Source organism: Pullulanibacillus pueri (assembly GCF_014639255.1).
Taxonomy (GTDB): Bacteria; Bacillota; Bacilli; order Bacillales; family Sporolactobacillaceae; genus Pullulanibacillus; species Pullulanibacillus pueri.
The window spans coordinates 1-23,628 of record NZ_BMFV01000050.1; the positions used below are offsets into that span (position 1 = coordinate 1).

Annotated in this window: 27 protein-coding genes; 1 reads left to right on the forward strand and 26 read right to left on the reverse strand. The window is 39.9% G+C overall.

All coding sequences use genetic code 11. From position 1 onward, the window contains the following. Positions 1-118: 118 nt before the first annotated feature. The 15 genes from IEV91_RS19900 to metG all read right to left on the reverse strand — a co-directional run bounded on the left by IEV91_RS19900 (position 119) and on the right by metG (position 14,160). Complete coding sequence (locus IEV91_RS19900) at positions 119-748, reverse strand: 50S ribosomal protein L25/general stress protein Ctc (protein WP_188499186.1); 630 nt, start codon at positions 746-748, stop codon at positions 119-121. Positions 749-830: 82 nt separating this feature from the next. Next, positions 831-1,781 (reverse strand): ribose-phosphate diphosphokinase, encoded by a 951-nt coding sequence (locus tag IEV91_RS19905; RefSeq protein WP_188499187.1) that lies wholly within the window; start codon positions 1,779-1,781, stop codon positions 831-833. A 16-nt stretch (positions 1,782-1,797) separates the two neighbouring features. Next, entirely contained in the window at positions 1,798-3,174 is a 1,377-nt protein-coding gene (glmU, locus tag IEV91_RS19910) for a bifunctional UDP-N-acetylglucosamine diphosphorylase/glucosamine-1-phosphate N-acetyltransferase GlmU (RefSeq protein ID WP_188499188.1), read from the reverse strand. Between the two features lie 223 nt (positions 3,175-3,397). Then, a complete protein-coding gene (gene spoVG, locus IEV91_RS19915; protein ID WP_188499189.1) occupies positions 3,398-3,688 on the reverse strand; it encodes a septation regulator SpoVG in 291 nt (96 codons plus the stop codon). Between the two features lie 108 nt (positions 3,689-3,796). Further along, on the reverse strand, positions 3,797-4,171 hold the full coding sequence (locus tag IEV91_RS19920; protein ID WP_188499190.1) for a RidA family protein: 375 nt from the start codon (positions 4,169-4,171) through the stop codon (positions 3,797-3,799). After that, a complete protein-coding gene (gene purR, locus IEV91_RS19925; protein WP_188499191.1) occupies positions 4,168-5,004 on the reverse strand; it encodes a pur operon repressor in 837 nt (278 codons plus the stop codon). Before purR ends, IEV91_RS19920 begins: the two co-directional genes overlap by 4 nt. 57 nt (positions 5,005-5,061) lie before the next feature. Further along, positions 5,062-5,931 (reverse strand): 4-(cytidine 5'-diphospho)-2-C-methyl-D-erythritol kinase, encoded by an 870-nt coding sequence (ispE, locus tag IEV91_RS19930; protein ID WP_188499211.1) that lies wholly within the window; start codon positions 5,929-5,931, stop codon positions 5,062-5,064. A 319-nt stretch (positions 5,932-6,250) separates the two neighbouring features. After that, entirely contained in the window at positions 6,251-6,433 is a 183-nt protein-coding gene (locus IEV91_RS19935; protein ID WP_188499192.1) for a small, acid-soluble spore protein, alpha/beta type, read from the reverse strand. A gap of 163 nt (positions 6,434-6,596) precedes the next feature. Then, a complete protein-coding gene (gene veg, locus IEV91_RS19940; RefSeq protein ID WP_188499193.1) occupies positions 6,597-6,854 on the reverse strand; it encodes a biofilm formation stimulator Veg in 258 nt (85 codons plus the stop codon). Between the two features lie 225 nt (positions 6,855-7,079). After that, entirely contained in the window at positions 7,080-7,943 is an 864-nt protein-coding gene (gene yabG, locus IEV91_RS19945) for a sporulation peptidase YabG (protein ID WP_188499194.1), read from the reverse strand. Positions 7,944-8,241: 298 nt separating this feature from the next. After that, entirely contained in the window at positions 8,242-9,117 is an 876-nt protein-coding gene (rsmA, locus tag IEV91_RS19950) for a 16S rRNA (adenine(1518)-N(6)/adenine(1519)-N(6))-dimethyltransferase RsmA (protein WP_188499195.1), read from the reverse strand. Then, positions 9,110-9,670 carry a ribonuclease M5 gene (gene rnmV, locus IEV91_RS19955; protein WP_188499196.1) on the reverse strand — a complete coding sequence of 187 codons (561 nt, stop codon included), beginning with the start codon at positions 9,668-9,670 and terminating at the stop codon, positions 9,110-9,112. The genes rsmA and rnmV overlap by 8 nt, the downstream gene beginning before the upstream one ends. Before the next feature lie 120 nt (positions 9,671-9,790). Continuing rightward, a complete protein-coding gene (locus tag IEV91_RS19960) occupies positions 9,791-11,017 on the reverse strand; it encodes a resuscitation-promoting factor (RefSeq protein ID WP_188499197.1) in 1,227 nt (408 codons plus the stop codon). A 102-nt stretch (positions 11,018-11,119) separates the two neighbouring features. After that, positions 11,120-11,890 (reverse strand): TatD family hydrolase, encoded by a 771-nt coding sequence (locus IEV91_RS19965; RefSeq protein ID WP_188499198.1) that lies wholly within the window; start codon positions 11,888-11,890, stop codon positions 11,120-11,122. A 284-nt stretch (positions 11,891-12,174) separates the two neighbouring features. Continuing rightward, entirely contained in the window at positions 12,175-14,160 is a 1,986-nt protein-coding gene (gene metG / locus IEV91_RS19970) for a methionine--tRNA ligase (protein WP_188499199.1), read from the reverse strand. A gap of 395 nt (positions 14,161-14,555) precedes the next feature. Between metG and abrB the strand changes: the two genes are divergently transcribed. Further along, positions 14,556-14,834, forward strand: a complete 279-nt coding sequence (abrB, locus tag IEV91_RS19975) for a transition state genes transcriptional regulator AbrB (protein WP_188499200.1) — start codon at positions 14,556-14,558, stop codon at positions 14,832-14,834. Between the two features lie 162 nt (positions 14,835-14,996). On the opposite strand, the gene rsmI is transcribed toward abrB, so the two are convergent. From rsmI to IEV91_RS20030, 11 genes are all read right to left on the reverse strand, one after another. Continuing rightward, on the reverse strand, positions 14,997-15,872 hold the full coding sequence (rsmI, locus tag IEV91_RS19980) for a 16S rRNA (cytidine(1402)-2'-O)-methyltransferase (RefSeq protein WP_188499201.1): 876 nt from the start codon (positions 15,870-15,872) through the stop codon (positions 14,997-14,999). After that, on the reverse strand, positions 15,865-16,128 hold the full coding sequence (locus tag IEV91_RS19985; protein WP_188499212.1) for a GIY-YIG nuclease family protein: 264 nt from the start codon (positions 16,126-16,128) through the stop codon (positions 15,865-15,867). Before IEV91_RS19985 ends, rsmI begins: the two co-directional genes overlap by 8 nt. Beyond that, positions 16,118-16,861, reverse strand: coding sequence for a tRNA1(Val) (adenine(37)-N6)-methyltransferase (locus IEV91_RS19990; RefSeq protein WP_373284470.1), 744 nt, complete (start codon positions 16,859-16,861; stop codon positions 16,118-16,120). Before IEV91_RS19990 ends, IEV91_RS19985 begins: the two co-directional genes overlap by 11 nt. A 433-nt stretch (positions 16,862-17,294) precedes the next feature. Further along, the gene (gene yabA / locus IEV91_RS19995; protein WP_188499203.1) at positions 17,295-17,645 is read right to left on the reverse strand and encodes a DNA replication initiation control protein YabA; all 351 of its coding nucleotides are present in this window, start codon (positions 17,643-17,645) and stop codon (positions 17,295-17,297) included. Between the two features lie 25 nt (positions 17,646-17,670). Then, positions 17,671-18,486 carry a PSP1 domain-containing protein gene (locus tag IEV91_RS20000; RefSeq protein ID WP_188499204.1) on the reverse strand — a complete coding sequence of 272 codons (816 nt, stop codon included), beginning with the start codon at positions 18,484-18,486 and terminating at the stop codon, positions 17,671-17,673. Next, a complete protein-coding gene (gene holB, locus IEV91_RS20005) occupies positions 18,479-19,480 on the reverse strand; it encodes a DNA polymerase III subunit delta' (protein ID WP_188499205.1) in 1,002 nt (333 codons plus the stop codon). Before holB ends, IEV91_RS20000 begins: the two co-directional genes overlap by 8 nt. A 173-nt stretch (positions 19,481-19,653) precedes the next feature. Then, the gene (locus IEV91_RS20010) at positions 19,654-20,097 is read right to left on the reverse strand and encodes a YaaR family protein (RefSeq protein ID WP_188499206.1); all 444 of its coding nucleotides are present in this window, start codon (positions 20,095-20,097) and stop codon (positions 19,654-19,656) included. A 12-nt stretch (positions 20,098-20,109) separates the two neighbouring features. Then, positions 20,110-20,439: a cyclic di-AMP receptor DarA gene (gene darA / locus IEV91_RS20015; RefSeq protein WP_188499207.1), complete on the reverse strand. Its 330-nt coding sequence runs from the start codon at positions 20,437-20,439 to the stop codon at positions 20,110-20,112. A 14-nt stretch (positions 20,440-20,453) separates the two neighbouring features. Beyond that, the gene (gene tmk, locus IEV91_RS20020) at positions 20,454-21,104 is read right to left on the reverse strand and encodes a dTMP kinase (protein ID WP_188499208.1); all 651 of its coding nucleotides are present in this window, start codon (positions 21,102-21,104) and stop codon (positions 20,454-20,456) included. A 19-nt stretch (positions 21,105-21,123) separates the two neighbouring features. Further along, the gene (locus IEV91_RS20025) at positions 21,124-22,578 is read right to left on the reverse strand and encodes an aminotransferase class I/II-fold pyridoxal phosphate-dependent enzyme (RefSeq protein ID WP_188499209.1); all 1,455 of its coding nucleotides are present in this window, start codon (positions 22,576-22,578) and stop codon (positions 21,124-21,126) included. Between the two features lie 403 nt (positions 22,579-22,981). After that, positions 22,982-23,209 (reverse strand): sigma factor G inhibitor Gin, encoded by a 228-nt coding sequence (locus tag IEV91_RS20030; RefSeq protein ID WP_188499210.1) that lies wholly within the window; start codon positions 23,207-23,209, stop codon positions 22,982-22,984. Positions 23,210-23,628 lie beyond the last annotated feature (419 nt).

A 23,628-nucleotide genomic window follows, 5' to 3' on the forward strand; every position in this document is an offset into this window, starting at 1 on the left:
TATTTTTCACTTAACCAAAACAGCATTGTAAATTGTCTACAAACCCCAACATATATAATAGAGCCTTAAAAGCAGGTGTCCCCCTTAACGGATTACACCTGCTTTGGATGGTTGGCGTTTATGCTTCTTCGCCTTCATTTGCTGGTTTTTCTTCTGTAGAAGCCTCAGCCTCTTGCTGTTCTTCATCTACTTCTGGTTCTAAGGTCGGTGGTTGAACAGAAATCACAACCTCATCGCCCTCATCGAGGATTTCATAATCTCCGGACACTGGGATGTCCTTCACCTTTAAGACATCACCAATAGTTAATGCAGAGATGTCAACCTCAATTGCCGCTGGAATATTGGCTGGTAAGGCCTTAACGGTCAGCTCATTCACATTATGTTGAACAACGCCGCCTTCCTTTTGACCAACAGCTTCACCAACAGTGTGCAGGGGCACAACCGCTTCTTTTTCAACCTTCATATCAACCTCTAAGAAATCGATATGAACGATGTGTCCCTTAAGAGGATCGACTTGCAAATCCTGAACCATGGCAGAGAAGGCTTGTCCATCAATATTGAGACTGATGACACTGTTCCTCCCTGAATCACGGAAGACACGGATCATGTCGCTCTCATCGACGGAAATCCCTCTGTTTCCCACTGTCTTTCCATAGACAACTGCAGGTATTTTTCCACTATCTCTCAAGGCTCTAGTGAATGAATGTTTTGAGTTGTCTCTTTCCTTAACATTTAATTGTGCTGGCAAAGCAGACACTCCCTTCTATCTTCACTATTTCCCTTTTAGACAGTTTTTAAAACCCGCACTTTTTGTTTGCACCTAATGGCCCTTAATCAAAGAGTTTACTTACGGATAATTTTTCGTGGACACGAATAATTGCTTCTCCTAACAATGGCGCCACTGATAGACTTGTTACTTTATCAATTTGTTTTTCCTTAGGTAGCGGAATTGTATTGGTCACCACTAATTCCTTAATACTTGACCCTGAAATCCTTTCAATCGCTGGTCCAGAAAGTACTGGATGTGTACAACACGCATAAACACTTTTTGCACCATTTTCAATGAGTGCATTAGCTGCAAGAGTAATCGTTCCTGCTGTATCAATGATGTCATCTATAAGAATCGCAGTTTTCCCTTGAATATTCCCAACAATATTCATGACTTCTGCAACATTAGGTCTTGGCCTGCGTTTATCAATAATGGCAATCGGTGCCTTCAATCGATCAGCCATTTTCCTGGCACGTGTCACACCCCCATGGTCAGGAGAGACGACAACAATATCTTCTAATTTCTTAGATTTGAAATAATCGGAGAGAATCGGCACCCCAAGGAGTTGATCTACAGGAATGTCGAAAAATCCTTGGATTTGCGGAGCATGAAGATCAATAGCGATCACTCGGGTCGCACCTGCCGTTTCAAGTAAGTTCGCAACGAGTTTCGCTGTAATGGGTTCTCTTGACCGTGCTTTGCGGTCTTGGCGCGCATAGCCATAATAAGGTAAGACCACGTTAATTGTCCGGGCTGATGCTCGTTTCAAAGCATCAATCATAATTAGAAGCTCCATCAAATGCTTGTTAACAGGATTTGATGTCGATTGAATAACGTATACGTCACACCCTCGTATACTCTCTTCAATATTAATTTGAATTTCTCCATCACTAAACATTGAAACTGAGCTTTTTCCAAGATGAATGCCAATATGTTTTGCAATTTCCTCTGCTAGTGCAGGATTTGAATTAAGTGTAAATACCTTTAAATTTGGGTCAAGATAGTTTGGCATGTTGCCGGTCCCTCCATTATTTATTCTTAGACCTTAGTTTTTCTACATAATTTTCTTTATTCGTTTGCCTTGCCCGTGCAATAGCAAGCGCGTTAGCATTGATGTCATCGGTAATCGTAGAGCCAGCAGCGACAAATGCGCCTTTTCCAACCGTCACAGGTGCAACCAGATTAGCATTACACCCAATGAAAGCTCCGTCTTCAATTTTTGTGAGGAATTTATGGGTACCATCGTAATTCACAGTAATTGAGCCACAACCCAAATTCACCTTTGCCCCTACTTCGGCATCCCCAATGTAACTGAGGTGAGATGCCTTTGTGCCCTCCCCAATAGAGGACTTTTTAATTTCAACAAAGTTCCCAACCTTCACATCATTGCCGATTTTTGACAATGGTCGAATATGGGCAAAAGGTCCAATGTGAACCCCATTGCCTACTTCACTATCACTAACAACCGATTGCTTAATTGTAGTACTATTCCCAACTTGACTATCCTTTATTTCCGTATGAGGACCTATTTCGCAATCCTCACCAATAGTTGTTGTCCCAGAAATCTTACACCCTGGTAAAACCACCGTATCCGCGCCAATTTCAACGTCAATTGATATATAAGTGTGATCAGGGTCAATGAGAGTGACACCTTTTCGCATAAGATCTTCATTAATTCTTTTTTGCATCAACTTTTCTGCTCGTGCTAAAGCTACTCGATCATTCACACCTAGTAACTCATCAAAAGCATCGACCTGACACGCTGAAATAGAATGGCCTTCATTTTGAAGAATAGACAGCACATCAGGTAAATAATATTCACCCTGAGCATTATCATTCGATACCTTACTTAATGCAGAAAATAATTTATGATTATCAAAGCAGAAAATGCCTGAATTCACTTCTTTGATGGACCGTTCTTCCGAAGAAGCATCTTTTTCTTCAACAATACGTTCTAATGCACCATCAACGGATCGAATAATCCTTCCATAGCCCTTTGGAGAGTCGGTATACGCAGTAAGAACAGTGGCAGCAGATTGTGCCTTCTCATGGTACTCTAAAAGGGTTTCAATAGTATCTTGAGTTACCAATGGAGTATCACCACATAAAACAACGGTTGTCCCCTCTAAATTTCCTAGGATTGCAGACGCTTGCAACACCGCATGACCTGTCCCTAACTGTTCCTCTTGAAGAACATATTCCGTTGAGTCAGCAAGTTGTTCTTTTACACGTTCAGCACCGTGACCCACCACCGTTACAAGTTTTTCGAAGGCCAAAGGCTTGATTTGATCAACAATATGCTGAATCATCGGTTTACCACATACTTGATGTAGCACTTTATATAGTTTGGACTTCATTCTCGTTCCTTGACCGGCAGCAAGTATCACTGCATATCTATTTGCCATAGGTAACCTCCATAAATACCTTATTATCCAATAAAACTATAGCTCAAATAGTTACGGATTTCAAGGAATCTGAGGACCGGTAATTTTTATTTATTTATGTACAAAAAACCCAAATATTAAACTTTTTAACACCTTAACAACAAGAGCCCTTTTGGACACCCCGATAGAAAGCGGTACCAAAAAAGGGACCCAATCCATGAAAACGATCGGGTCCTGACTTTCGTTATGAAGCACCTGCTTCTTCAAATGCGGTTTCTGCTTCACCAACTCGGTGGTATTCATCTAATACCGCACTCTGGATCTTTTCGCGCGTGCTAGAAGTGATCGGGTGGGCAATATCACGGAACTCACCATCCGGTGTTCTCTTGCTTGGCATGGCAACAAACATCCCATTATTCCCATCAATAACACGAATATCGTGAATAACAAATTCATGATCAATAGTTATCGATGCAATGGCACGCATCCGTCCATCCGTGTTCACTCGACGCAGTCTCACATCTGTCACTTCCATAATTTAGCACCACCTTTTTCTAGAAGATAAGAGACTACTAAACTTCTTCGACAAATGGCTAGAAAATCCTTCTAAGATATTAAAAAAAATCAAAAAAATTTGTTAACCTTATTTTACCAACGCAACAACTTCAATTTCAACAAGGGCATCTTTTGGTAATTTGGCAACTTCAACACAGGATCTTGCAGGTAAATGATTATTAAAATATGTTCCATAAATCTCATTAATGACGGGGAAATCATCCATGTTTTTTATAAAAACAGTGGTCTTGACGACCGTTGATAGAGAGGCACCTGCACTGGCAAGAACCGCCTTAAGATTAGTAAAGACTTGATGAACTTGTTCTTCAACGCCACCCTCGACCATGACGCCTTCTGTTGTCAAAGGGATTTGTCCAGAACTATAGAACATATTGTTCACCACTACCCCTTGTGAATAAGGGCCAATCGCTTCGGGAGCTTCTTTTGTGAATGTTGTTTTCATTGCAGATCATCCTCCTGAAAATAATCAAAATAATTGCCAATTTCTACTGATATGTCACTTTCTTGGTCCATCTCACCCAATTTTAATAGAGATAAATAGCCGTCCACTAATTTTGGACTCACTTCTTTTGTTTCTACTAAAACCGCACAGCCAGCAAGTTCAGCATCAAATTCTTTAATTAAATTGGTCATCCCCTTCATCGTTCCTCCGGCCTTCATGAAATCATCAATAACAAGAACATGGGAGCCTGGGGCTAGTCCCCTACGTGGGAGAACCATGGATTGAATGCGTTTAGATGAGCCTGAAATATAGTTAATGCTGACCGTAGACCCTTCGGTTACCCTGCTACTTCTTCGAACAATGACAACAGGAACATTAAGCTGTGATGCAGTAGCATAAGCGAGTGGAATCCCTTTTGTTTCCATAGTCATAATCACATCGACCTGTTTTGTTACAAACGCTGACGCGATTAAACGACCAATTTCGTTAATGGTCAACGGATCCCCTAGTATGTCGGTCATATACAAATACCCACCAGGCAACAATCGTTCCGTATCCGTAAGGGTTGCACTTAAAGTATGTAAAAATTGTTCTGCAGCCTCTTTTTTCACGAGAGGGAGGAATCTCACACCACCTGAAGCTCCTGGTACAGTGGTGAGTTTCCCTATACCTTGTGTCTCAAAGCTTTCTTTAATAATGACTAAATCCTCACTTATTGAAGATTTTGCAGAAGCATATCGTTCTGAAAAGAAAGATAAGGAAACAAGTTTATGGGGATGCTGTAACAAATAGTGTGTCATATCGACCAACCGACTGCTTCTTTTTAATTTCATATCTTTCCTCCAAAACCTGTCAATGTAATTGTTAATATCTTAACGAATTCAATGCTTTTATTCAAGACCGATGGGCGAACCAAGTAAACGGACAGCAAAAACATTGGGACAAAATCCCTTGAGACTATTGCAAATACGATTTAATCTTGACTCATGTCGAGTTAGCCCAAAGACCGTTGGACCACTGCCGCTCATCAAAACCCCATCCGCATCCATTCTCACCATTAATGATTTAATTTGGTTTACATCAGGTCGCTTTTTAATAGTGACGCTTTCTAGAACATTACCGAGTTGTGCACACATCTGATGATAATCTTGATCTCGAATGGCTGAAATCATGCCCTCGACATCAGGATGTTGAACATCCTTTAAATCAAGATCCCGATACGTTTCTGCTGTAGAGACAGATACCGCAGGCTTCGCAAGCACAACCCAACATGAAGGCGGCGCTGGTAATCTCTTTATTTCTTCGCCTCGCCCGGTTGCTAAAGCCGTTCCACCATTAATGCAAAAAGGAACATCCGACCCAATTTTTTCCCCGAGAGCCATTAATTCATTCAACTTAAGATTTAATTTCCATAATTTATTTAACCCTCTGATCGTAGCAGCAGCATCGCTCGACCCTCCAGCTAATCCTGCCGCTACAGGGATTTCCTTCACAATCTTAATGGCTACACCTGATGTAATACCATATGTCTGTTTCATGAGCTTGGCTGCCTTATAAGCCAAATTCCTTTCATCTTCTGGAACATAGCTTGAGGTCGAGCGAACAATAATCTCATCTGTTTCCAAACGTTCAAATTCAATACGATCAGCAAGATCGACGGTGGTCATCACCATCCGTACTTCATGATAGCCATCCGGCCTTTTATTGAGGACATCCAATGATAAATTTATTTTTGCGGGTGCCTTTTCTATGAGTTTCACCATGTTTACCTCGTTCCCTTTCATAAAACCTCAGAAAAACTGAACTTCTTTCAAGTCCCTATCGAAGAAGACCTTTTCCACCGGTACTCTTCATTTCCTCGGCAGCTTATACTTCCTTGCTTAGTTAAAGTCATTTGGCTTATCCCCTATTGCCTCGCTTAGCATAGCCTTATGTCAAGCATCCCTCTTCACACACTAAGGTTGTCGTCCATTCCCAATCGACGGTATACCTCCACTAACTTTATATCTACCTCAGATTATACTTTTTTATAGTGTAAAACGAAAGCAACCGGAGTACAAGACTCCGGTTGCCTTAGCATTATTTTGTTTGGCTGTCCGCTAAGTGGCTTTGCGCCATTTCAATAGCTCTTTTTACCATATTACCAGCATCACGAGCTCTAATACCTCCCCAACCCTCTTGTTGGACAGTATCATAAAACCCAAGTTCTTTGGCGATTTCTTCCTTCAATTGGTTAGACATAATGCCATTACGTCTGCCCATGGAATAACCCCCCTTATTTATAGGCCGAGCACTCTATTAGTGTTCTTCATTTCACTTCTTATTATGTATTCCTATCCCTATCTCTGAGACTGTTTAGCCTTTCATCATTGAACAGGCGCTGTCGAACTTTTATAGATAAAAAAAAGCAGTGAGACATAAATGCCTACTGCCCGCTTGCTGCTGCTTCTTCTGCAAAAGTTATTTCAACTGTTTCTGTGAGTACATCCGTATAGCTATAAGAGACACGTTCGTAAGCATTTGTCTCTTGGTCGAGTTTGACAATAAACACGGACGGATAAGTTTCTTCTAAAACCCCGATGCGATGAATCGTTTTTCTACGACCTCCGTTGGCCTTTAACGTCAAACGTTTACCGATTCTTTCATCTAGAGCATCCTTAATGTCCTTAATCGTATTTCCCATTGCGCAACCCACCTCGCTTAACCAAATTATAACATGATTCGAGTCCTTTTGTCAAACTGTGCAAAAAAGGTTTAATTATAGCAATGGTTAAACCTCATTGTCAACTAGAAATGTTTGACTGATTAAATTCTAAGCAGTTTCACCGACTCATTAGAGAGAGGTGATGCCGCTAGATGAACTTCTAGTTATAGAATGTACAATTCTTGATCAATTATGTAAACTATTTTATGGTTTATTGTAGGGCATCCCAGTTCTTAAAATCCCTTTTGTTTCTACACCTCCCATTCCTTCAGCACCAGAAAGTGTATTTCTTAGGACATCCCAAACATTCACACTATCCATAAACGAGGTAAAACTGATTTTGGATACTAAATAAACAGGATCCAAGGCATGAATGTTTATTCGTGTCGGAGAACTGGCAAAATTCGCCCCTGCACGAATCAAGAGTTCAAAATGAGATTGACATGCTCCTGCAAAAATCACTAATTGATCAAGATGAGGAATGAGATAACGCACCTCTTTTACCGTTCTTATAAAGTGTCCAGAATGTCGGTATGCCTTTAATTCATCTTCTGGTCCCTTATTTTTCATATAAGCGTCGTGACCTGTAAGCACAAGTATATCTGGACGAACATGGCGGACTAATTCAGGAACTGTATCGGGCATTTCATCCTCTTTTACATATTTACCCAAAACAGGCACCCCAAGCTTTTCATAGACGCGTAAGCATTTTTTTAAATAGTAAGGATCTCCATCAATATGCAAAACTCTTCCTGGAATTTCAAAAAAGGACGTTTGTTCACGATAACCATTCGTTGAGGTGTATTCCCTCTTCGCCCTAAGCATTTGGTAATCCTGACGAAACAATCGATTGGAATCATCCTCTAACTTCATTTGCCTTTTAGTATAGTTTTCCTGTTCCCTTTCTGTAACTTGTACCAAATCACTTAGTGGTGCATCCGCATATAACCGGAGATCTTCACCTGTTAACTCGGCTATGTTATTGGCTTCATCAATACGTATGATCCGAAAGAAGACATCGCATTTATACGACTTCCTTGTCACTATATCTCCCACACTTATTGCCATAGCTTCCCTCCTTCGGAAATCAGGACGTTTACAAAGCAAATGACCCTAATATCAACATATGCAGAAAATCCAAAATGATGACTCCTAAGAAAAATGTGGCTCTCTCCAAGTCTCATTTGCCTCAGCTAATTTTGGAAGGGACGATCTGTATTCCAAAATATTCAGACCACAAATGCCCTGTATTCCTGCGTCTACTAGACAGGCTTCATAGTAGGCTTCCTCGAAACAACTCGAATTTCTCTAATTAAAAAAGGCCTACCTATGTCATAAAGGTAGGCCAGGACATTCATTAAATTTTTTACGGTTTCCCTATTGGGAGAAGCACTTCACTCAGCTTTGCATATTCCTCAATAGTTAGCGTCTCTCCTCGTCTTTTGGGATCAATTCCGATCTGTTCTAACCTTGTAAGAATCGCTTCTTTTTGTTCTTTACCAAAGGCATGCGTTAAATTGTTCATCAAGGTTTTACGGCGTTGGGCAAAGGCTGCACGGATAACCCTAAAGAAAAAGTCTTCATCGTTCACCTTAACCTTTTTTTGTTTTAACAAATCAAGACGAATAACCGCTGAATCCACATTTGGTTGCGGAATAAAGACGGTTTTAGGAACAGTCATCATGATTTTAGGAATAGAAGAATACTGAACAGCAATGGATAATGAACCGTAACTTTTTTCTCCTGGTTCGGCATTGAGCCGTTCCGCAACCTCTTTTTGAATCATAACAACGATGGTCTCAATGACGGATGTTTTAGCCTCCAAAAACCGCATCAATATTGGAGTTGTTACATAATAAGGTAGATTGGCAACAACGGCTACCCGTTCCCCGTTTGTAACATGCTCGTCAATCAAAGCACTTATATCGGCTTTTAAGACATCTTCAAATACAATGTCTATATTGGAATAGGCCTGAAATCTTTCTTTTAAGATGGGTTCTAAACGGCGATCAATTTCGATGGCCACCACCTTTTTGGCTGCTTCCGACAAGTGAGCGGTTAATGCACCTAAACCGGGGCCAACTTCAAAAACAATCGTATCCTTATCAACATCTGCTGCTTTAACAATATTGCTGAGGATATTGTCGTCAATTAAGAAATTTTGCCCCAAACTTTTTTTTATTTTAAAATCAAATTTTTTTAAAATAAGTTGTGTTTCTTTCGAGGTCGACAGCTTATTCATTAGTTTCCTCCTGCATGACTTGTTGAAGCGCCTCTTCAAAACGTTCCTGAGTGATTTGAAACATACGTAATCGCTTGTATAACTGTTTACCATTAGTATAGCCAATATTGAGCCGCTCACAAAGAGCCTGGCGTCGAGCTTTGGATCGCGAGCCCCCCACAAGCCCTTTTCTCGTTAATAATTTTCGAGGAATTCTCTCAGGCTGCTCTGTTGAAACGGTATAAACCTTTTTCAGTGCTTCTATAATCACTTCCGGCGCCGCGTGTTCAATTCCCAGACTGTGGTTTTTGCCTCCAAAGGCCTCCTTCTTTTTTATAAAGGCATGCTTACAATCAGGGACATAGTCTGTAATCTTTCTTCGTATCTGTTCTCCTGGAACATCAGGATCAGTAAAAACAATTACTCCTCTTACCGCCTGGGCATGACGAATGGCGTTCAATGTCTGTTTATTAATTGCCGAACCATTAGTCTCAATAGTATCGGCAGTAAGTGCTCGGTTTATAGCTAGTGTATCACTTTTTCCTTCTACAACAATAATTTCTTTTATATCCATTTCATTCCTCCAAAAAAGTTTATAAAATAATTTAATGATAAAATGAAACATTTTTGCAACAATAATCGTCTATATTTATGAACAGAAAAAAAGAAGTGCAGTTGACCTCCCCTCTGCACTTCAATTCAATATTTTAACTTTTACGGTTCGGGTTCCCCAGCGGTTAGCTTGACTCTTAGATGGCAAAAAGACGTCAATTTTTTTACCGCTGATGCCCCCGCCAGTATCACCAGCAATGGCATAGCCATAACCCTCAACCCATACCTTAGAGCCTAATGGAATCACACTAGGATCTACAGCGATCACTTTAGAACTTGGGTGAGCCTTCAAGTTAATGCCTAACGATGTAATCCCGTTACAGCCTTTACAACTTGCTGTAAACGCCGTGCTTTGCATATATAAGACGGTATCATTGGAACTCGATAAACTTCTGGATGTCTGAGATTGATGCTGGATCACTTTAGTCCCAACGGCAATAATTTTCTTCTTAGGATTTTTTGTGACTCTCTTTTTGAGTAAAGTTCTATTTTCAGTAGTCCCTTTATGGTCAGTGGCCTTTGTGATTTCGTAAGTCTTCTCGACTTGCCCTTCTTCGCCATTTTGGATGACTCTTGTCTGACCTTTTTCTAAACTACTGTCATTTTGCTTCACAATCTCATAGTCAATCGGTTCAGTTTCCGTTGTTGTCTCTTTATCTACACGGGTTATTTTAACAACTTCATCATCGTTTAATTCCTGATTACGATCTTTAGGCAAAAGCTTGTCATTCTTACCTAATGTAATACCCTGATTTTCCAACAGTTGTTTAACCGTTGTGTGAGCAACTGCTTTAATATGAGTGGGTTTCTTTTTCCCATCAAACAGGGAAACCTGTATGCCTCTATCGATTGAAACGTTCATATTACCCGCAATTTCAGAACCACTCTCAGGCTTGACCGTATCGTATTGATCGGTTTTTATGCCTTGCTGATCCAACAATTGTTGAACAGTCATTGCTGTTGTCCAAAGACGCTTACTCTTCCCATCAACTGATAGGTCAACTTGATGCGCCTCTTTCCATTGGACGGTCATTTGATCTTCAACATCTGCATCTAAACTGGGGTTTACCCAATCATGCTTTTCATCTATATCTATATTCTGTTCTTTTAATAATTCTTCAACAGTATTTGCTCTCGTTGTAATTGAATATTTCTTTCCGTTTTTTTCTAGAGTTAAGGTCTTTTCCCCGGATGCATATGCAGTATATGCGAAAAAGGTTGCAAATCCTAGGACAAACACAGTAAGAATCGTTGTTACGACCTTTGTTCTGTGTGCCTGAAAGAGCCTTTTTATTGCATTGGGTAACATTAAACCCCTCCTATTTATCTAGCAATCTATATCTAGTATTCCCATTTGAACATAAAGTATAAGTTGCTTTTTTGATAGATTTCGTTGCCCTTATCTTAAAGGTCAATGCTTTATTTTAAATAATCGTTTGGCATTATCAGAAGTGATGCTGGCTAATGCTTCATAGGTCAATCCTTTTAATGCTGCAATTTGCTCAGCAACAAGTTTCACTCGAGCAGGCTCATTCCTTTTCCCCCTAAAAGGATGCGGACTCAAGTATGGACAATCTGTTTCAATTAACAGCCTGTCCAATGGCACTTGTGTAGCGACCTCTTTTGCCAAATGACCATTTTTAAATGTGACTGGACCACCAAAAGAGAGGTAAAAATTCATATCAAGGCATCGCTTAGCCGTTTCCCAATCACTACTATAACAATGCATGATGCCACCGACTTGCTGAGCGTCTTCCTCTTCCAGAATCGCGACAATGTCCTCGGTAGCCTCTCGATTATGTATGATAATCGGCATGTCCAATTTCTTAGCAAGCTGAATTTGGCGTCTAAACACTTGTTTTTGAACTGTTGCTGGGGACTTATCCCAATGATAATCAAGACCCATCTCCCCTAAAGCAACCACTTTAGGATCATGTGCTAGAGACTCAATCCAATCAAGATCTTCATCTGTCATATCGATAGCATCGACAGGGTGCCACCCGACTGCCGCGAACATATCATCATGCTCTTTCACGAGGTTCATGGCTCGGGTAATCGTTGACCTATCAAATCCAACAACAACCATATGCGAGACTCCTGTATCCCTCGCCCTCTTAATGACTTCTTCACGATCCTGATCAAATTCTTCTGCATTGATATGTGTATGTGTATCAAACAGCATAAATATCCCTCTACTTTTTGAAAGTCTTTTGATAGTTTAACACGGATTTATATTAAACATACAACAGATCCATTTCAGCAATGTTAAGGTTCTGTTACATTAGAAAACTTAGCTAGTACTTCATCGCTAAGCACAGCCTGATGTTCAGGAATAAGCCTTATACATTAAAGTTGTCGCCAATTCTTAATGACGAAAGCTAAAATTGCACTTATAAGGTATAATTTCTGATGTTGCAAATGGAAAAAGATGGGGTATAAGCACCCCATCCCAAATTTTAGTCCTATTTACTTTACTTTCGCACCATTTGGTAACGTTTGATCCACTTGTACAAGTTTTAAGACACCAGCTTCTTCGCCTGCTAGAATCATCCCTTGTGATAACTCTCCTCTTAACTTCACAGGCTTAAGGTTGGCGACAACAATGACCTTTTGCCCCTCTAACTCTTCGGGAGTATAGTGCTGAGCAATACCCGATACCACCTGACGCTTTTCATAACCGAGATTAAGTTGTAATTTCAAGAGCTTATCCGCCTTTTTAACCTTTTCCGCCTTAATGACTTGAGCGACTCTCAGTTCCACCTTAGCAAAATCATCAATAGTGATTTCCTCTGTCTTTTCTGGAACCGCTGACGGTTGTTCCTCTGCCTTTTTACCTTCGTCTTCTTCCTCAGATTCAGAAGCAACCGGGTTTCTCATTTGGCTAAGAATGTAGTTAATCTCTTCTTCTCTATCCAATCTTGGGAAAATCGGTTGGCCTTTTACCACTTGCCAAGAGCCGTCACTTAATCCAATTTTCTTAGTGCTCTCCCAATCTAATGCCGCTTTCTCAGAAATACCGAGTTGTTCAAAAATCTTTTCAGGGGTTGACGTTAAGAAAGGTTGCAGAAGAATACCAATGGTTCTCAAGGATTCCACAAGGTGCACCATTACCGAACCTAACTGATCGCGTTTTGATTCGTCCTTCGCTAGCACCCAAGGCTCTGTTTCATCAACGTATTTATTCGTCCGACTTACAAGCTGGCCGATAGCTGTCAGCGCCACAGAGAATTGTAACTGTTCCATTTGTGCTTCAACCTTATTCACGGTTTGAAGCACAGCCTTTTCAAGGGACTGATCATAGTCTGTCAGGTGTCCTTGATAAGCCGGCACCTGGCCTTCAAAATATTTCCCTACCATAGCGACCGTACGATTAAGCAAATTACCCAAGTCATTGGCAAGGTCAAAATTTAAACGATCAACAAATCCCTCAGGAGTAAACACACCATCAGCACCAAAAGGCACTTCTCTTAAAAGATAATACCTAAGGGCGTCAAGTCCATAGCGATCAATGATAGGCTCTGGATCAACCACATTCCCTTTAGATTTTGACATTTTGCCATCTTTCATAAGTAACCAACCGTGGGCGAACACTTTCTTAGGTAAGGGGATATCAAGGGCCATCAAAATGATCGGCCAATAAATGGTGTGAAATCGAACAATTTCCTTCCCTACAAGATGGACATCTGCAGGCCAATATTTTTTGAATTTCTCATCATGATCCGTCGTGTAACCTAAAGCATTAATATAATTGGTCAAAGCATCAATCCAGACATACACAACATGCTTAGGATTCTCCGGAACTTTAATTCCCCACTCGAAGGCTGTCCGTGACACCGCAAGATCTTCTAACCCCGGTTTAATGAAGTTGTTAATCATTTCATTTTTACGTGATTCGGGTTGAATGAATTCGGGATTCGCTTCGTAAAAGTCTAATAGACGATCCGCATACTTACTCATCTTAAAAAAGTAAGATTCTTCTTTTACCTTTTCCACAGGTCTTCCACAATCAGGGCATTTTCCATCTACCAATTGAGTCTCAGTATAAAAAGACTCGCAAGGGGTACAATACCATCCTTCATACTCCCCTAAGTAGATATCCCCTTTGTTCACAAGCGTTGTAAATATTTTTTGTACAGCTTGTTTATGACGCTCTTCTGTGGTTCGAATAAAATCATCATAGCTTATATCGAGTTTCTTCCAAAGTTGCTGGATCCCACTAACAATGCCATCCACATAAGCTTGTGGACTTATCCCTTGTTCCTCTGCTTTTCTTTCGATTTTTTGCCCATGCTCATCTGTCCCCGTTAAATACATGACATCATAGCCACGAAGCCTTTTATAACGGGCCATAGCATCTCCTGCTACCGTTGTATAAGCATGTCCAATATGTAAACGGCCGCTTGGGTAATAAATGGGTGTTGTAATGTAAAATGATTTCCTGTTCTCTGACATCAGTAGACCTCCCTATAACTAACCTTCGCTTCCAAGTTAATGACCTTTCAAAAACTATACGCAATCCCTATTGACAATGTCAAGGATGTCTGGATTCTTCATCAAATCCCCATCCTTCAAAAATAAGAATGCGATAATGACAGTTTATCATATTATAGGATAAAACTAACATAAACAACCATTTTTATAGAGTACAAATATAGTTGTAACCCATTGAAAAAGTCTTATACTTCATCGTCATATTTATTGATACTATAAAACTATGTACAATGTTCTTTCTCTCAGTTACTATTAAATTATCCATAAAAACATTGACATGTTTAGGAAACACTGGTACCATTATTTAGAAAAACAAACTTGTCGAACATGTTAGAAATTTAAGGAGGAGAAACCGTATGAAGTCAACTGGTATTGTGAGAAAAGTGGACGAACTCGGTCGTGTCGTAATTCCTATCGAGTTAAGACGTACACTTGGCATTAATGAGAAAGATGCGTTAGAGATTTATGTAGATGATGAACGCATTATCTTAAAAAAATATAAGCCAAGCATGACTTGCCAAGTCACTGGAGAAATTTCTGACGACAACCTTACGATTGCTGGAGGGAAATTGATCCTCAGCAAAGAGGGCGCAGAAATGGTCCTAAACGAAATCAAAGAATATCTAGAAAAATAATAGATATAAAGATAAGCTTTAAGGACTAAACCAAAAAATAGAGAGAATTGGTGACTAAAGATCACTGCGTTTATCCTTAAACTTAAAAAAACTAAAAAATCAAAGCCCCTTTAATTTCAAGATATCTTCTTATTATTAAAGGGGCTTTCTATTCCTTTTAAATTACTGGATAGCTTCGTGAAAAGTATTATAGACTTCCCTTTTTGGAAGACGACGATCAAGAGCCGTCTGCTTAATCGCTTCCTTTTTTTCCAATCCCTTTTCATTCAAATAAAAATTCACATGATCAATGACCGTAAGATTGTCCCACCATTGATCCCCTTCATCATCTACGGGAGTTCCACCTTCAATGATCAGACAACATTCCCCTTTGACTTCTTGATCAATTGCCCAACGCTCAATTTCTTCTATATTCCCTCTTAAAAATGTTTCATGCTTTTTTGTGAGCTCTCTTGCTAATGTTGCCTTCCGATTGCCTAATACAGCTTTCATCGCTCCTAATGTTTGTTTCAAGCGGTGAGGCGCCTCATAAAAAATAAGAGTATAAGGAATCACTGCCAGCTGGCTCAGAATTTCTGCTCGCTCCTTTTTTTGTCTCGGCAAAAAACCATAGAAAAGAAAGTGATCCGTATTTTGGCCTGAAGCAATAAGTGCTGGGAGAACCGCATTTGCACCTGGCAATGGAATAACCGAAATCCCTTTGTCCATACATTCCCGAACAAGATCTGCCCCTGGATCAGAAATCCCCGGGGTTCCAGCATCAGTAACTAGCCCGACCGATTGCCCCTCCTGCAATACTTTTAAAAGTTTTTCTCCGCTAACTTTTTTATTATGCTCATGATAACTGACTAAAGGCTTATGAATATCAAAGTGATTACAGAGCTTCAATGTATGCCGAGTATCCTCTGCTGCTATGATATCCACCTTTTGTAAAGTCGCTATTGCCCGGAAACTCATATCCTCAAGATTTCCTATAGGTGTAGGCACGAGGAAAAGCTGGCCATCGGTTTCATTCTGAAAACTTTTTTGTTCAATCATTCATTGTTTCACCCTTTACTAACTGCACTTTTGCCTGACGATTCATCCGTTTAATCGCATATTCCCGGCTCATAGCCGCTTCTTTGGTCATAAATGTTTCATGATAAATCAGCTTTAATGGTCCTCTCCCTCTTGTATACTTCGCCCCTTTACCCTGCTCGTGAGCACGTAGCCTTTTTTCTAAATTATTCGTATATCCCGTATAATAAGTCCCATCTGCACATTCCAAAATATAAACAAAATGGTTATGATCTATGACTGGCAAGCGTTAACAGCTCCTTGGTATATTGCCCTTCTTCATCATATACAAAAAGAGGGGGCAATACCTTTATCCCTTGCCGGCCATCCTTTATCGCCTCAACCAACATAATATTGGCATCCTTACCCTGCTTTGGATAGACAAATTGAATCCTTTTTGGCGTCAATCGATAAAGGGGCATGAGCTCAAGCATTTCTCCTAACCTTTCGGGACGATGGACAAACGCAACCTTTCCCCTCTGCTTGACTAATTGACTCGAGACGTGAATGGCTTCTTCTAAGGTTAAATAAATTTCATGGCGGGCAATAGCCAAGGAACGATTAGGATTTTTATTCGGCGTTTGCCTTTCAGAGAAATAAGGGGGATTACAGGTAACAGTATCAAATTGATGGAACCCCACTCTTTTAACGACTTTCTTTATATCCTCACAATAAACGTCCACTTGTTCTTCTAAACCATTTAATGCAATACTTCTTGTGGCCATATCTGCTAGCCGAGACTGAATCTCAACGCCTGTGATCTTCGCCTTTGTACGCAATGACATCATTAAGGCAACTGCCCCATTTCCCGTACACAAGTCAATAATTTTCCCCCTGGTTATAGGCAAGCCCACAAACTTTGCTAAGAGCACCGCATCTATAGAAAAAGAAAAGACCTCAGAACTTTGAATGATTTTAAGATCACTATCAAAAAGATAATCAATACGCTCATTATACTCTTCTTTTAACACTTTCAATCTCCTCTAATATATTGTTAAAAGGTAGGACGCGATTTCAGACTCGTATACCTTTATTCAAAAATAACCCTTTAACCTCGGGATAGGAAAAACCCGGCGAAAAGCAACCCGACCCTTGAGACACTGAAAGGTCTTCTACCAAAAGGCAGCGTCAGCAATCCAGTTGATTGGAACGAAAGGTGCTCTGGCTCCTTGGGGAAACTCAGGTAGCCTCCCATGTATGCTGCGGTCACTAATGACGACCAGTTAAAACCATCACATCCGTGTAAAAACGCTGAAGCTAGCACCTCAAAACACCCCAAAAAGCAAAGGACACTTTTCCATTTACATGTGTTGTTTTCATTATACATAGTGGCGGCATGCTCTTAACCGCTATGTGGTTTCTTTTCTTTTAAGTAAAAAACCTTTCCTATTGGAAAGGTCTATTTCATTTCTTATTCAAAAAGGATAGACAAAAAAGGCAATCGCCTTCCTTACGAAGACTTCCATAATGCACATTACAAATATGAAATCCTTCTTGATAAAGGCGCGCTAAGTTATCATAGCCTTCCCCAACATCTGGTCTTGTCTTATGCTCCAGAGATTTATCTCCATTATCATCTTCTCTGACCTCAGTGGTGTCTTTCCACTCTCTAAGATTATGATTTTCAATGGTTAACCTCTGATTTTCTTCAAGAACTTCTGCGAGTTGGGCCTTGAGATCGCCTAATTCATTATATAAATTACCAATTTGTTCTTCAAGTCGAATTACTTGTGAAAAAATATCCTTTTTCTCCAAGTCACCCACCTCTTTATCTCGCGGCTTACGAAGAAATTGCGCCTTCTTCAATTAACTCATCTAATGTATACTCTAAAATCCTTTGTTCTTCCTCTAGCTCCACTTGCACCAACTTTTCAAGGATATTCAATCCGACCACACGTGCCTTACCATGATGTAGACTTACCTTCTCTCCAATATCGGGCAACTCTTGCTTAGCCGTCTCATAATAGTCATTTTCGTACTTTAAACAACACATTAGTCGACCACACACACCAGAGATTTTGGCTGGGTTCAACGACAAATTTTGATCCTTGGCCATCTTTATGGAAACAGGCTCGAAATCCCCTAAGAAGGTTGAACAACAAAGCAGTCGACCACAGGGACCAACACCTCCAAGTAATTTAGCTTCATCTCTTACCCCGATTTGTCTTAACTCAATCCGGGTACGGAAGATTGCTGCTAAATCCTTGACCAACTCTCGAAAATCGACACGGCCATCTGCCGTAAAATAGAAAATAATTTTATTGCGGTCAAAGGTATATTCTACATCGACAAGCTTCATCTCCAAGTTGTGTTCATTTACCTTGTCGGTACACAGAGTTAAAGCTTCCTGTGCATCCTTCTTGTTTTGAGTCACTTGAATACGATCTTCCTCGGTCGCAATTCTTAAAACCTTTTTTAAAGGGAGCACAACATCATGAGCATCCACCTGGCGCTTGCCTATGGCCACCTTACCATATTCAACGCCACGTGTTGTTTCAACAATGACGTGACTACCTTCATCTATGTCCCAGTCACCGGGATCAAAGTAGTATATTTTACCCGCTTTTTTAAAACGGACACCTACAACATCATACATAACTTCCTGCCCCCTCTTGCAATCTCAGTGCAAGCTGTTCCATTACACCCAATGGATGGCTATTAAAATCTAAACGCCTTTTGGCTTCTAATACTAAGGATAATCCCAAAACAACGCTATCAATTGAAACATTTAATAACTGTTGCTTTAGTTTCTCCATTTGATCGATATAAACAATCTCATCAAGTTTATCTAAATGAAGATTTAAAAGGTCTCTCATCCAAATAATAATAAGATCTAAACCTGTCTGCAATTTAACAGTATCATTAAATTGCAAGGAAAATTCTTCGTATAATGTTATTATAGCATGATTTGATCGAATATATATATCTTCCATAAAGTGTATCACGCTGGCAATGGCATTAGCAAACCATTCCTCTTCACATAACGCTTTTGCCTCTTGCACATCCTGAGTCAGGGCTGAAGCGAGTCGTGCTATATTTTTGGAAATCCCTTGGTTGGTTAAATGGCTTTCAACATCACTTTGAGATAAAGGGGTAAATTGTATAAGTTGGCACCGAGAAATAATAGTCTCTAATAATTGATAGCGATTTTCTGCTAAAAGGACTGCAACAGTTTGACTTTGAGGTTCTTCAATAAACTTTAATAAACTATTAGCTGCCTGAGGGGTCAATAAGTCGGCCTGCTCTATGATAAAAAATTTCTTATCCGATTCAACGCCACGGTAAGTAAATTCCTTAATTAAATTTGCAACTTGCTCTTTTTTAATTGTCCGACCATCCGGTTTTAGCACCATTAAATCAGGGTGATTGCCAGACAAAATTCTTTTACATTCTGAGCATTGCCCACACGGTTCAATCCCATCGCTATGTGGACAAAAATAACTTCGAGCAAATTGATAGGCAACCTCCTTCTTCCCAGTCCCTCGATCTCCTATAAAAAGATATGCATGGACGAGCCGGCCATTTTTAAGGGCATTGGTTAATATTTTTGCTACCTTATGTTGCTTGCTTTGGACGTCTCGCCAATTCATTGTACTCCCGCTTTCTTTTTGCTGAATCATCATTTCAGTTTTTTATTCAACGCTTGAAGGAGCCCCGAGCCCCTTCCGTTCCAATCAACTAGGTTGCTGACGCTGCCTTTAGGTCATTGTCTAAAGGGATCGGGCGCTCTCTTTGCCTGTTTTTTCTAAATAGCCCTCATGAGTTACAGATATAAGTTGATTAATAGGCCTTTAATCTCACCTATTTTTGCAAGTATAGTTAAAGAATCAGCGCCACCTTCGAGCACCCCTTGTGTCAGCTCCATCATTTGCTGATCAATGGTTCTTACAAGCGTTTGGATTTGTCCATTTCCAAAATGCCAGCTATGGCTCTGATTCAATTCTAACCCATGAGACACTGCCTTTTGTACAAATTGCTGAACGAGTCGTTTAAATACTTGTAGATCCTTCACTGTTTTTGCACGTGCCAGTCGTTTCCCTTGTTCATCAAGGCGTAACAATAGCCCTTCGAATATCGCTGCTGTCTCAGATCCCTTTGTCTGATTGCGAACAAAGCTTCTAAAATCGTTCGACCCTTGATCCACCGGTTTAGAAATGCCTTGTCTCTCTTGTAACATGCGTAATTCTTTATCAATGTTGATTTTCATGGGGTTCCCTCATTAAAATTGCTCAAATTGATCAATGGATAAAACAAAGACAGTGGCGCCTCCAACTTCAACCTCAACAGGGTGGGGAACATAAGCATCTGCATTTCCTCCCATTGGTGAGATCGGTGCAATCATTTGGTCTCTACTTTCACAGTTTTCCCTAATGACACTCAATAATTTATTGACACGATGATCATCCGTACCGATAATAAATGTGGTATTTCCTGATTTTAAAAATCCACCGGTACTCGCTAATTTAGTGGCCTTAAAGTTTGATTCTACAAGCGCGCTCGACAAACGATTGCTATCTTTATCCTGCACTACCGCCATAATCAATTTCACTTCATTCCACCTCTTTAAATTAGAGTTTTGTAATACGTTTGGAAATCCTGCTTAATTTCTTGGAAGACAGCTTCAATGGATTGCGTACCATCAATGAGACATATACGTTCTTTACTTTCGTTATAGATCTGATGAAATCCTGCACGCACCTTTTGATGATAAGAAAGATTTTTTTGCTCAATACGATCTAAATCATAGACCACTTGATCTCCCCTCTGTCTCTTCACCATACGTAGTCTCCCCTGATCAGGAGGTAAATCAATTAAATAAGTTCGATGGGGTGTTATTCCTTCAATTGCAAATTCATTAATAATCTTAACAGCTTTTAATGAGAGATCCAGTCCATACCCTTGGTAAGCAATTGACGCATCAACAAAACGATCACAAAGCACGATTTTCCCAGCTTGGAGTGCCGGCAGGATGACTTCTTGAACATGTTGAGCTCGGGAAGCAGCATACAAAAGAACCTCCGTCTTTTCCGTCAATGTTTCATTTGAAGGATCTAACAAGATAGATCGAATGGCATCACCAATTTTGGTCCCCCCAGGCTCTCGCGTTTTTATAAATGGCAGGCCCAGTTCTTCAATGTATTCTCCTAATTTCTTAAGCTGTGTTGACTTTCCGGCACCATCCGGACCTTCAAATGTAATAAATAACCCGTTCACGTTTTATCCCCTTTTTGTTCTACTGTTTTTCTTTATATACTTCAACGGTAAGTGGTTGCGCCATTTGATCAAGCCCCTGGATATGCGCTCCCAGTTTTAACCCGTTGAAAATGGCCTCAATCTTCCCTTGACTCAATCTTTCTCCTTCTAAAACTAAAGGAATACCAGGGGGATAAGGAATAATCATATTTGCTGCCACTTGTCCTGCAGCTTTTTCCAAGGGTATTTGTACCTTCGTCAATGTCTCCATCTTTTCATACGAAAGAGCTAATGGGTGCGTCGCTTCCAACACCTTGATGTTTTTAGCAAACTGTCCTGTCTCATCAAGCCTTTGATACCCTTGCTTTATGCCCTTAAAACCTGATGTTATATTTTGAAGAAGTTTATTATAATCCACCTGTGGATCCAAAGATAAGGTGAACAATACTTGATTGATATCCGCCATTTCAGGGAACATCCCTAAACTTTGAAACTTTTTTTGAAGCTGAAATCCGGTTCGACCTTCAGACTTCACTAAAAGCTTTAATGGATCCTGTTCATATTTTGAATCCGCCTCTACTACACTTAGCCCTTCGATATGATCTAATCCCTCTTTAAAGAAGGCTATCTTTTTGATCAATGTATCAATGTCCTTTTTTTGAATGGAAGCTAAATAGGCTCTTGCTAAGTCAAGTGATGCCATGATTGGATAAGAAGGACTAGAGGTTTGCAACATCGCTAAAGTGGATTCAACCTTTTTTCTAGAAATGCGGTCAGAATTAAGATGTAAAAAGGATCCCATTGTCATTGCTGGCAATGTCTTATGCGCAGAGTGGACCACCATATCTGCACCCATCGCAAGCGTACTCTTCGGGAAAGGTGAACCTAGCTGAAAATGCGGACCGTGTGCCTCATCTACAAGGACTAGTATCCCTTGAGTGCGTGCATAGTGTATCGCTTCCTCAATATGTTCAGCAAGCCCATAGTAATTCGGATAGGTTAAAATCATGGCCTTGATATGTGGATTCTGATCAATAGCCCTAATGATTGTTTTGTTGCTCGGACTCACGGCCATTTCCGACGCACCCTCAACCTCTGGCGACATAAATACAGGATGGACTCTGGCCAATTTTAGTGCATTAAAGATGGACTTATGACTATTACGCTGAACTAAAACTTGATCCCCCGGATAACAAGTTGCCTTGACCATAACTAAATTACCTACAGTTGAACCATTGACTAAAAAATAACTTTTATAGGTATTATATAAATGGGTCAAGAGCTTTTGTGCCTGTTCAATGGGTCCAGTTGGAAAATAAAGATCATCCAAACCTTCAAGTTCAGTCGCATCAATTTTTAATAGGTCCTTATAAATGGATTTACCTTTATTATGAAAAGTTAAACCATCCTTATGTCCTGGAACATGAAAGGAATAATACTGTCTTTTTTCGTAATCACATAAAGCATCAAATAATGGCGTTTGTGTTTGGTCCATTGTTATATCCCTTTATATATAGATCTAGAAGAACCTCGAGGGACAAAATTCAAAGCAAAATGTTAAGCATTGAATCTTTTTTTAATGTCTAGAGCTCCCTTTGACCTTTTATAAACTTCTCTAAGATGATTTTCTACTATTGTATCATATAGGGGCATATTCTTCATTTGCCCATTTAATCTATTATCCCTTTTTTAACTGGTAAGTTCTTTCATTTCAAAAGCTAACTGTACAAAGTTTTAATGGATACTACTAGTTTGGACAACAATCTATGTGTATCGGGCCGCTGTAAGCTATCTTATAGATGAATTTAAGGTCCAACAGAAACGGTCTATCCCTGTAGCTATACTTAGGGCTCAACAGGATTCATTTCCCTTTTCCAGTGCAAAAAAAAAGCAAATGCTCATTTTAACATTTGCTCACCCGCAACTCTGGGTTCTTTTATTGTTAAGCTTAACTTGCCTAATTTTTGAATAAAGAAGTTGTATTTCACATCACTGACATCTGTTTCTATCATTTCTTCTTGGCACTTTTCACATATTAATTGATTACAAACGTGAATACCCTTTTCCACCTTTTTCTCACAGATAATACATTCTTTTTCATCTTTAATATTCACTACAGTCCCCATGTTATATCGCCTCCACTCATCATTCTCTCCCTGGATCATTAAATTTATTCAATGAACAGGGAATTTTTTGACTAGTTTTTTGAAACTACAATCACAAAAGATTTATTATGATTTAAGGGAATAGAAATTTTAAAAAAATAACTATATACTCTTTTGTATGCATTAGAGCTAGTCACTGTGTAAGTTGGAACGATTTCTGCCTTTTTTATGTACAGTGTACATTCCGGGGTCTCACTCCCTTGCTCCCTTGGCTTGCACAGGATGTGCTGACGCTGACGTTGTTCACAGGACGTGAACGCCTTTCGTCAGCGTTCCTTTATTGCTCTTCGAAACCCTCACGCTCTGAAGATTTTGCCCTTGCGGGCTTTTATTTTTTACATACAAAAAAACAGCCATCTCTGACTGTTTTTTTCTTTTGC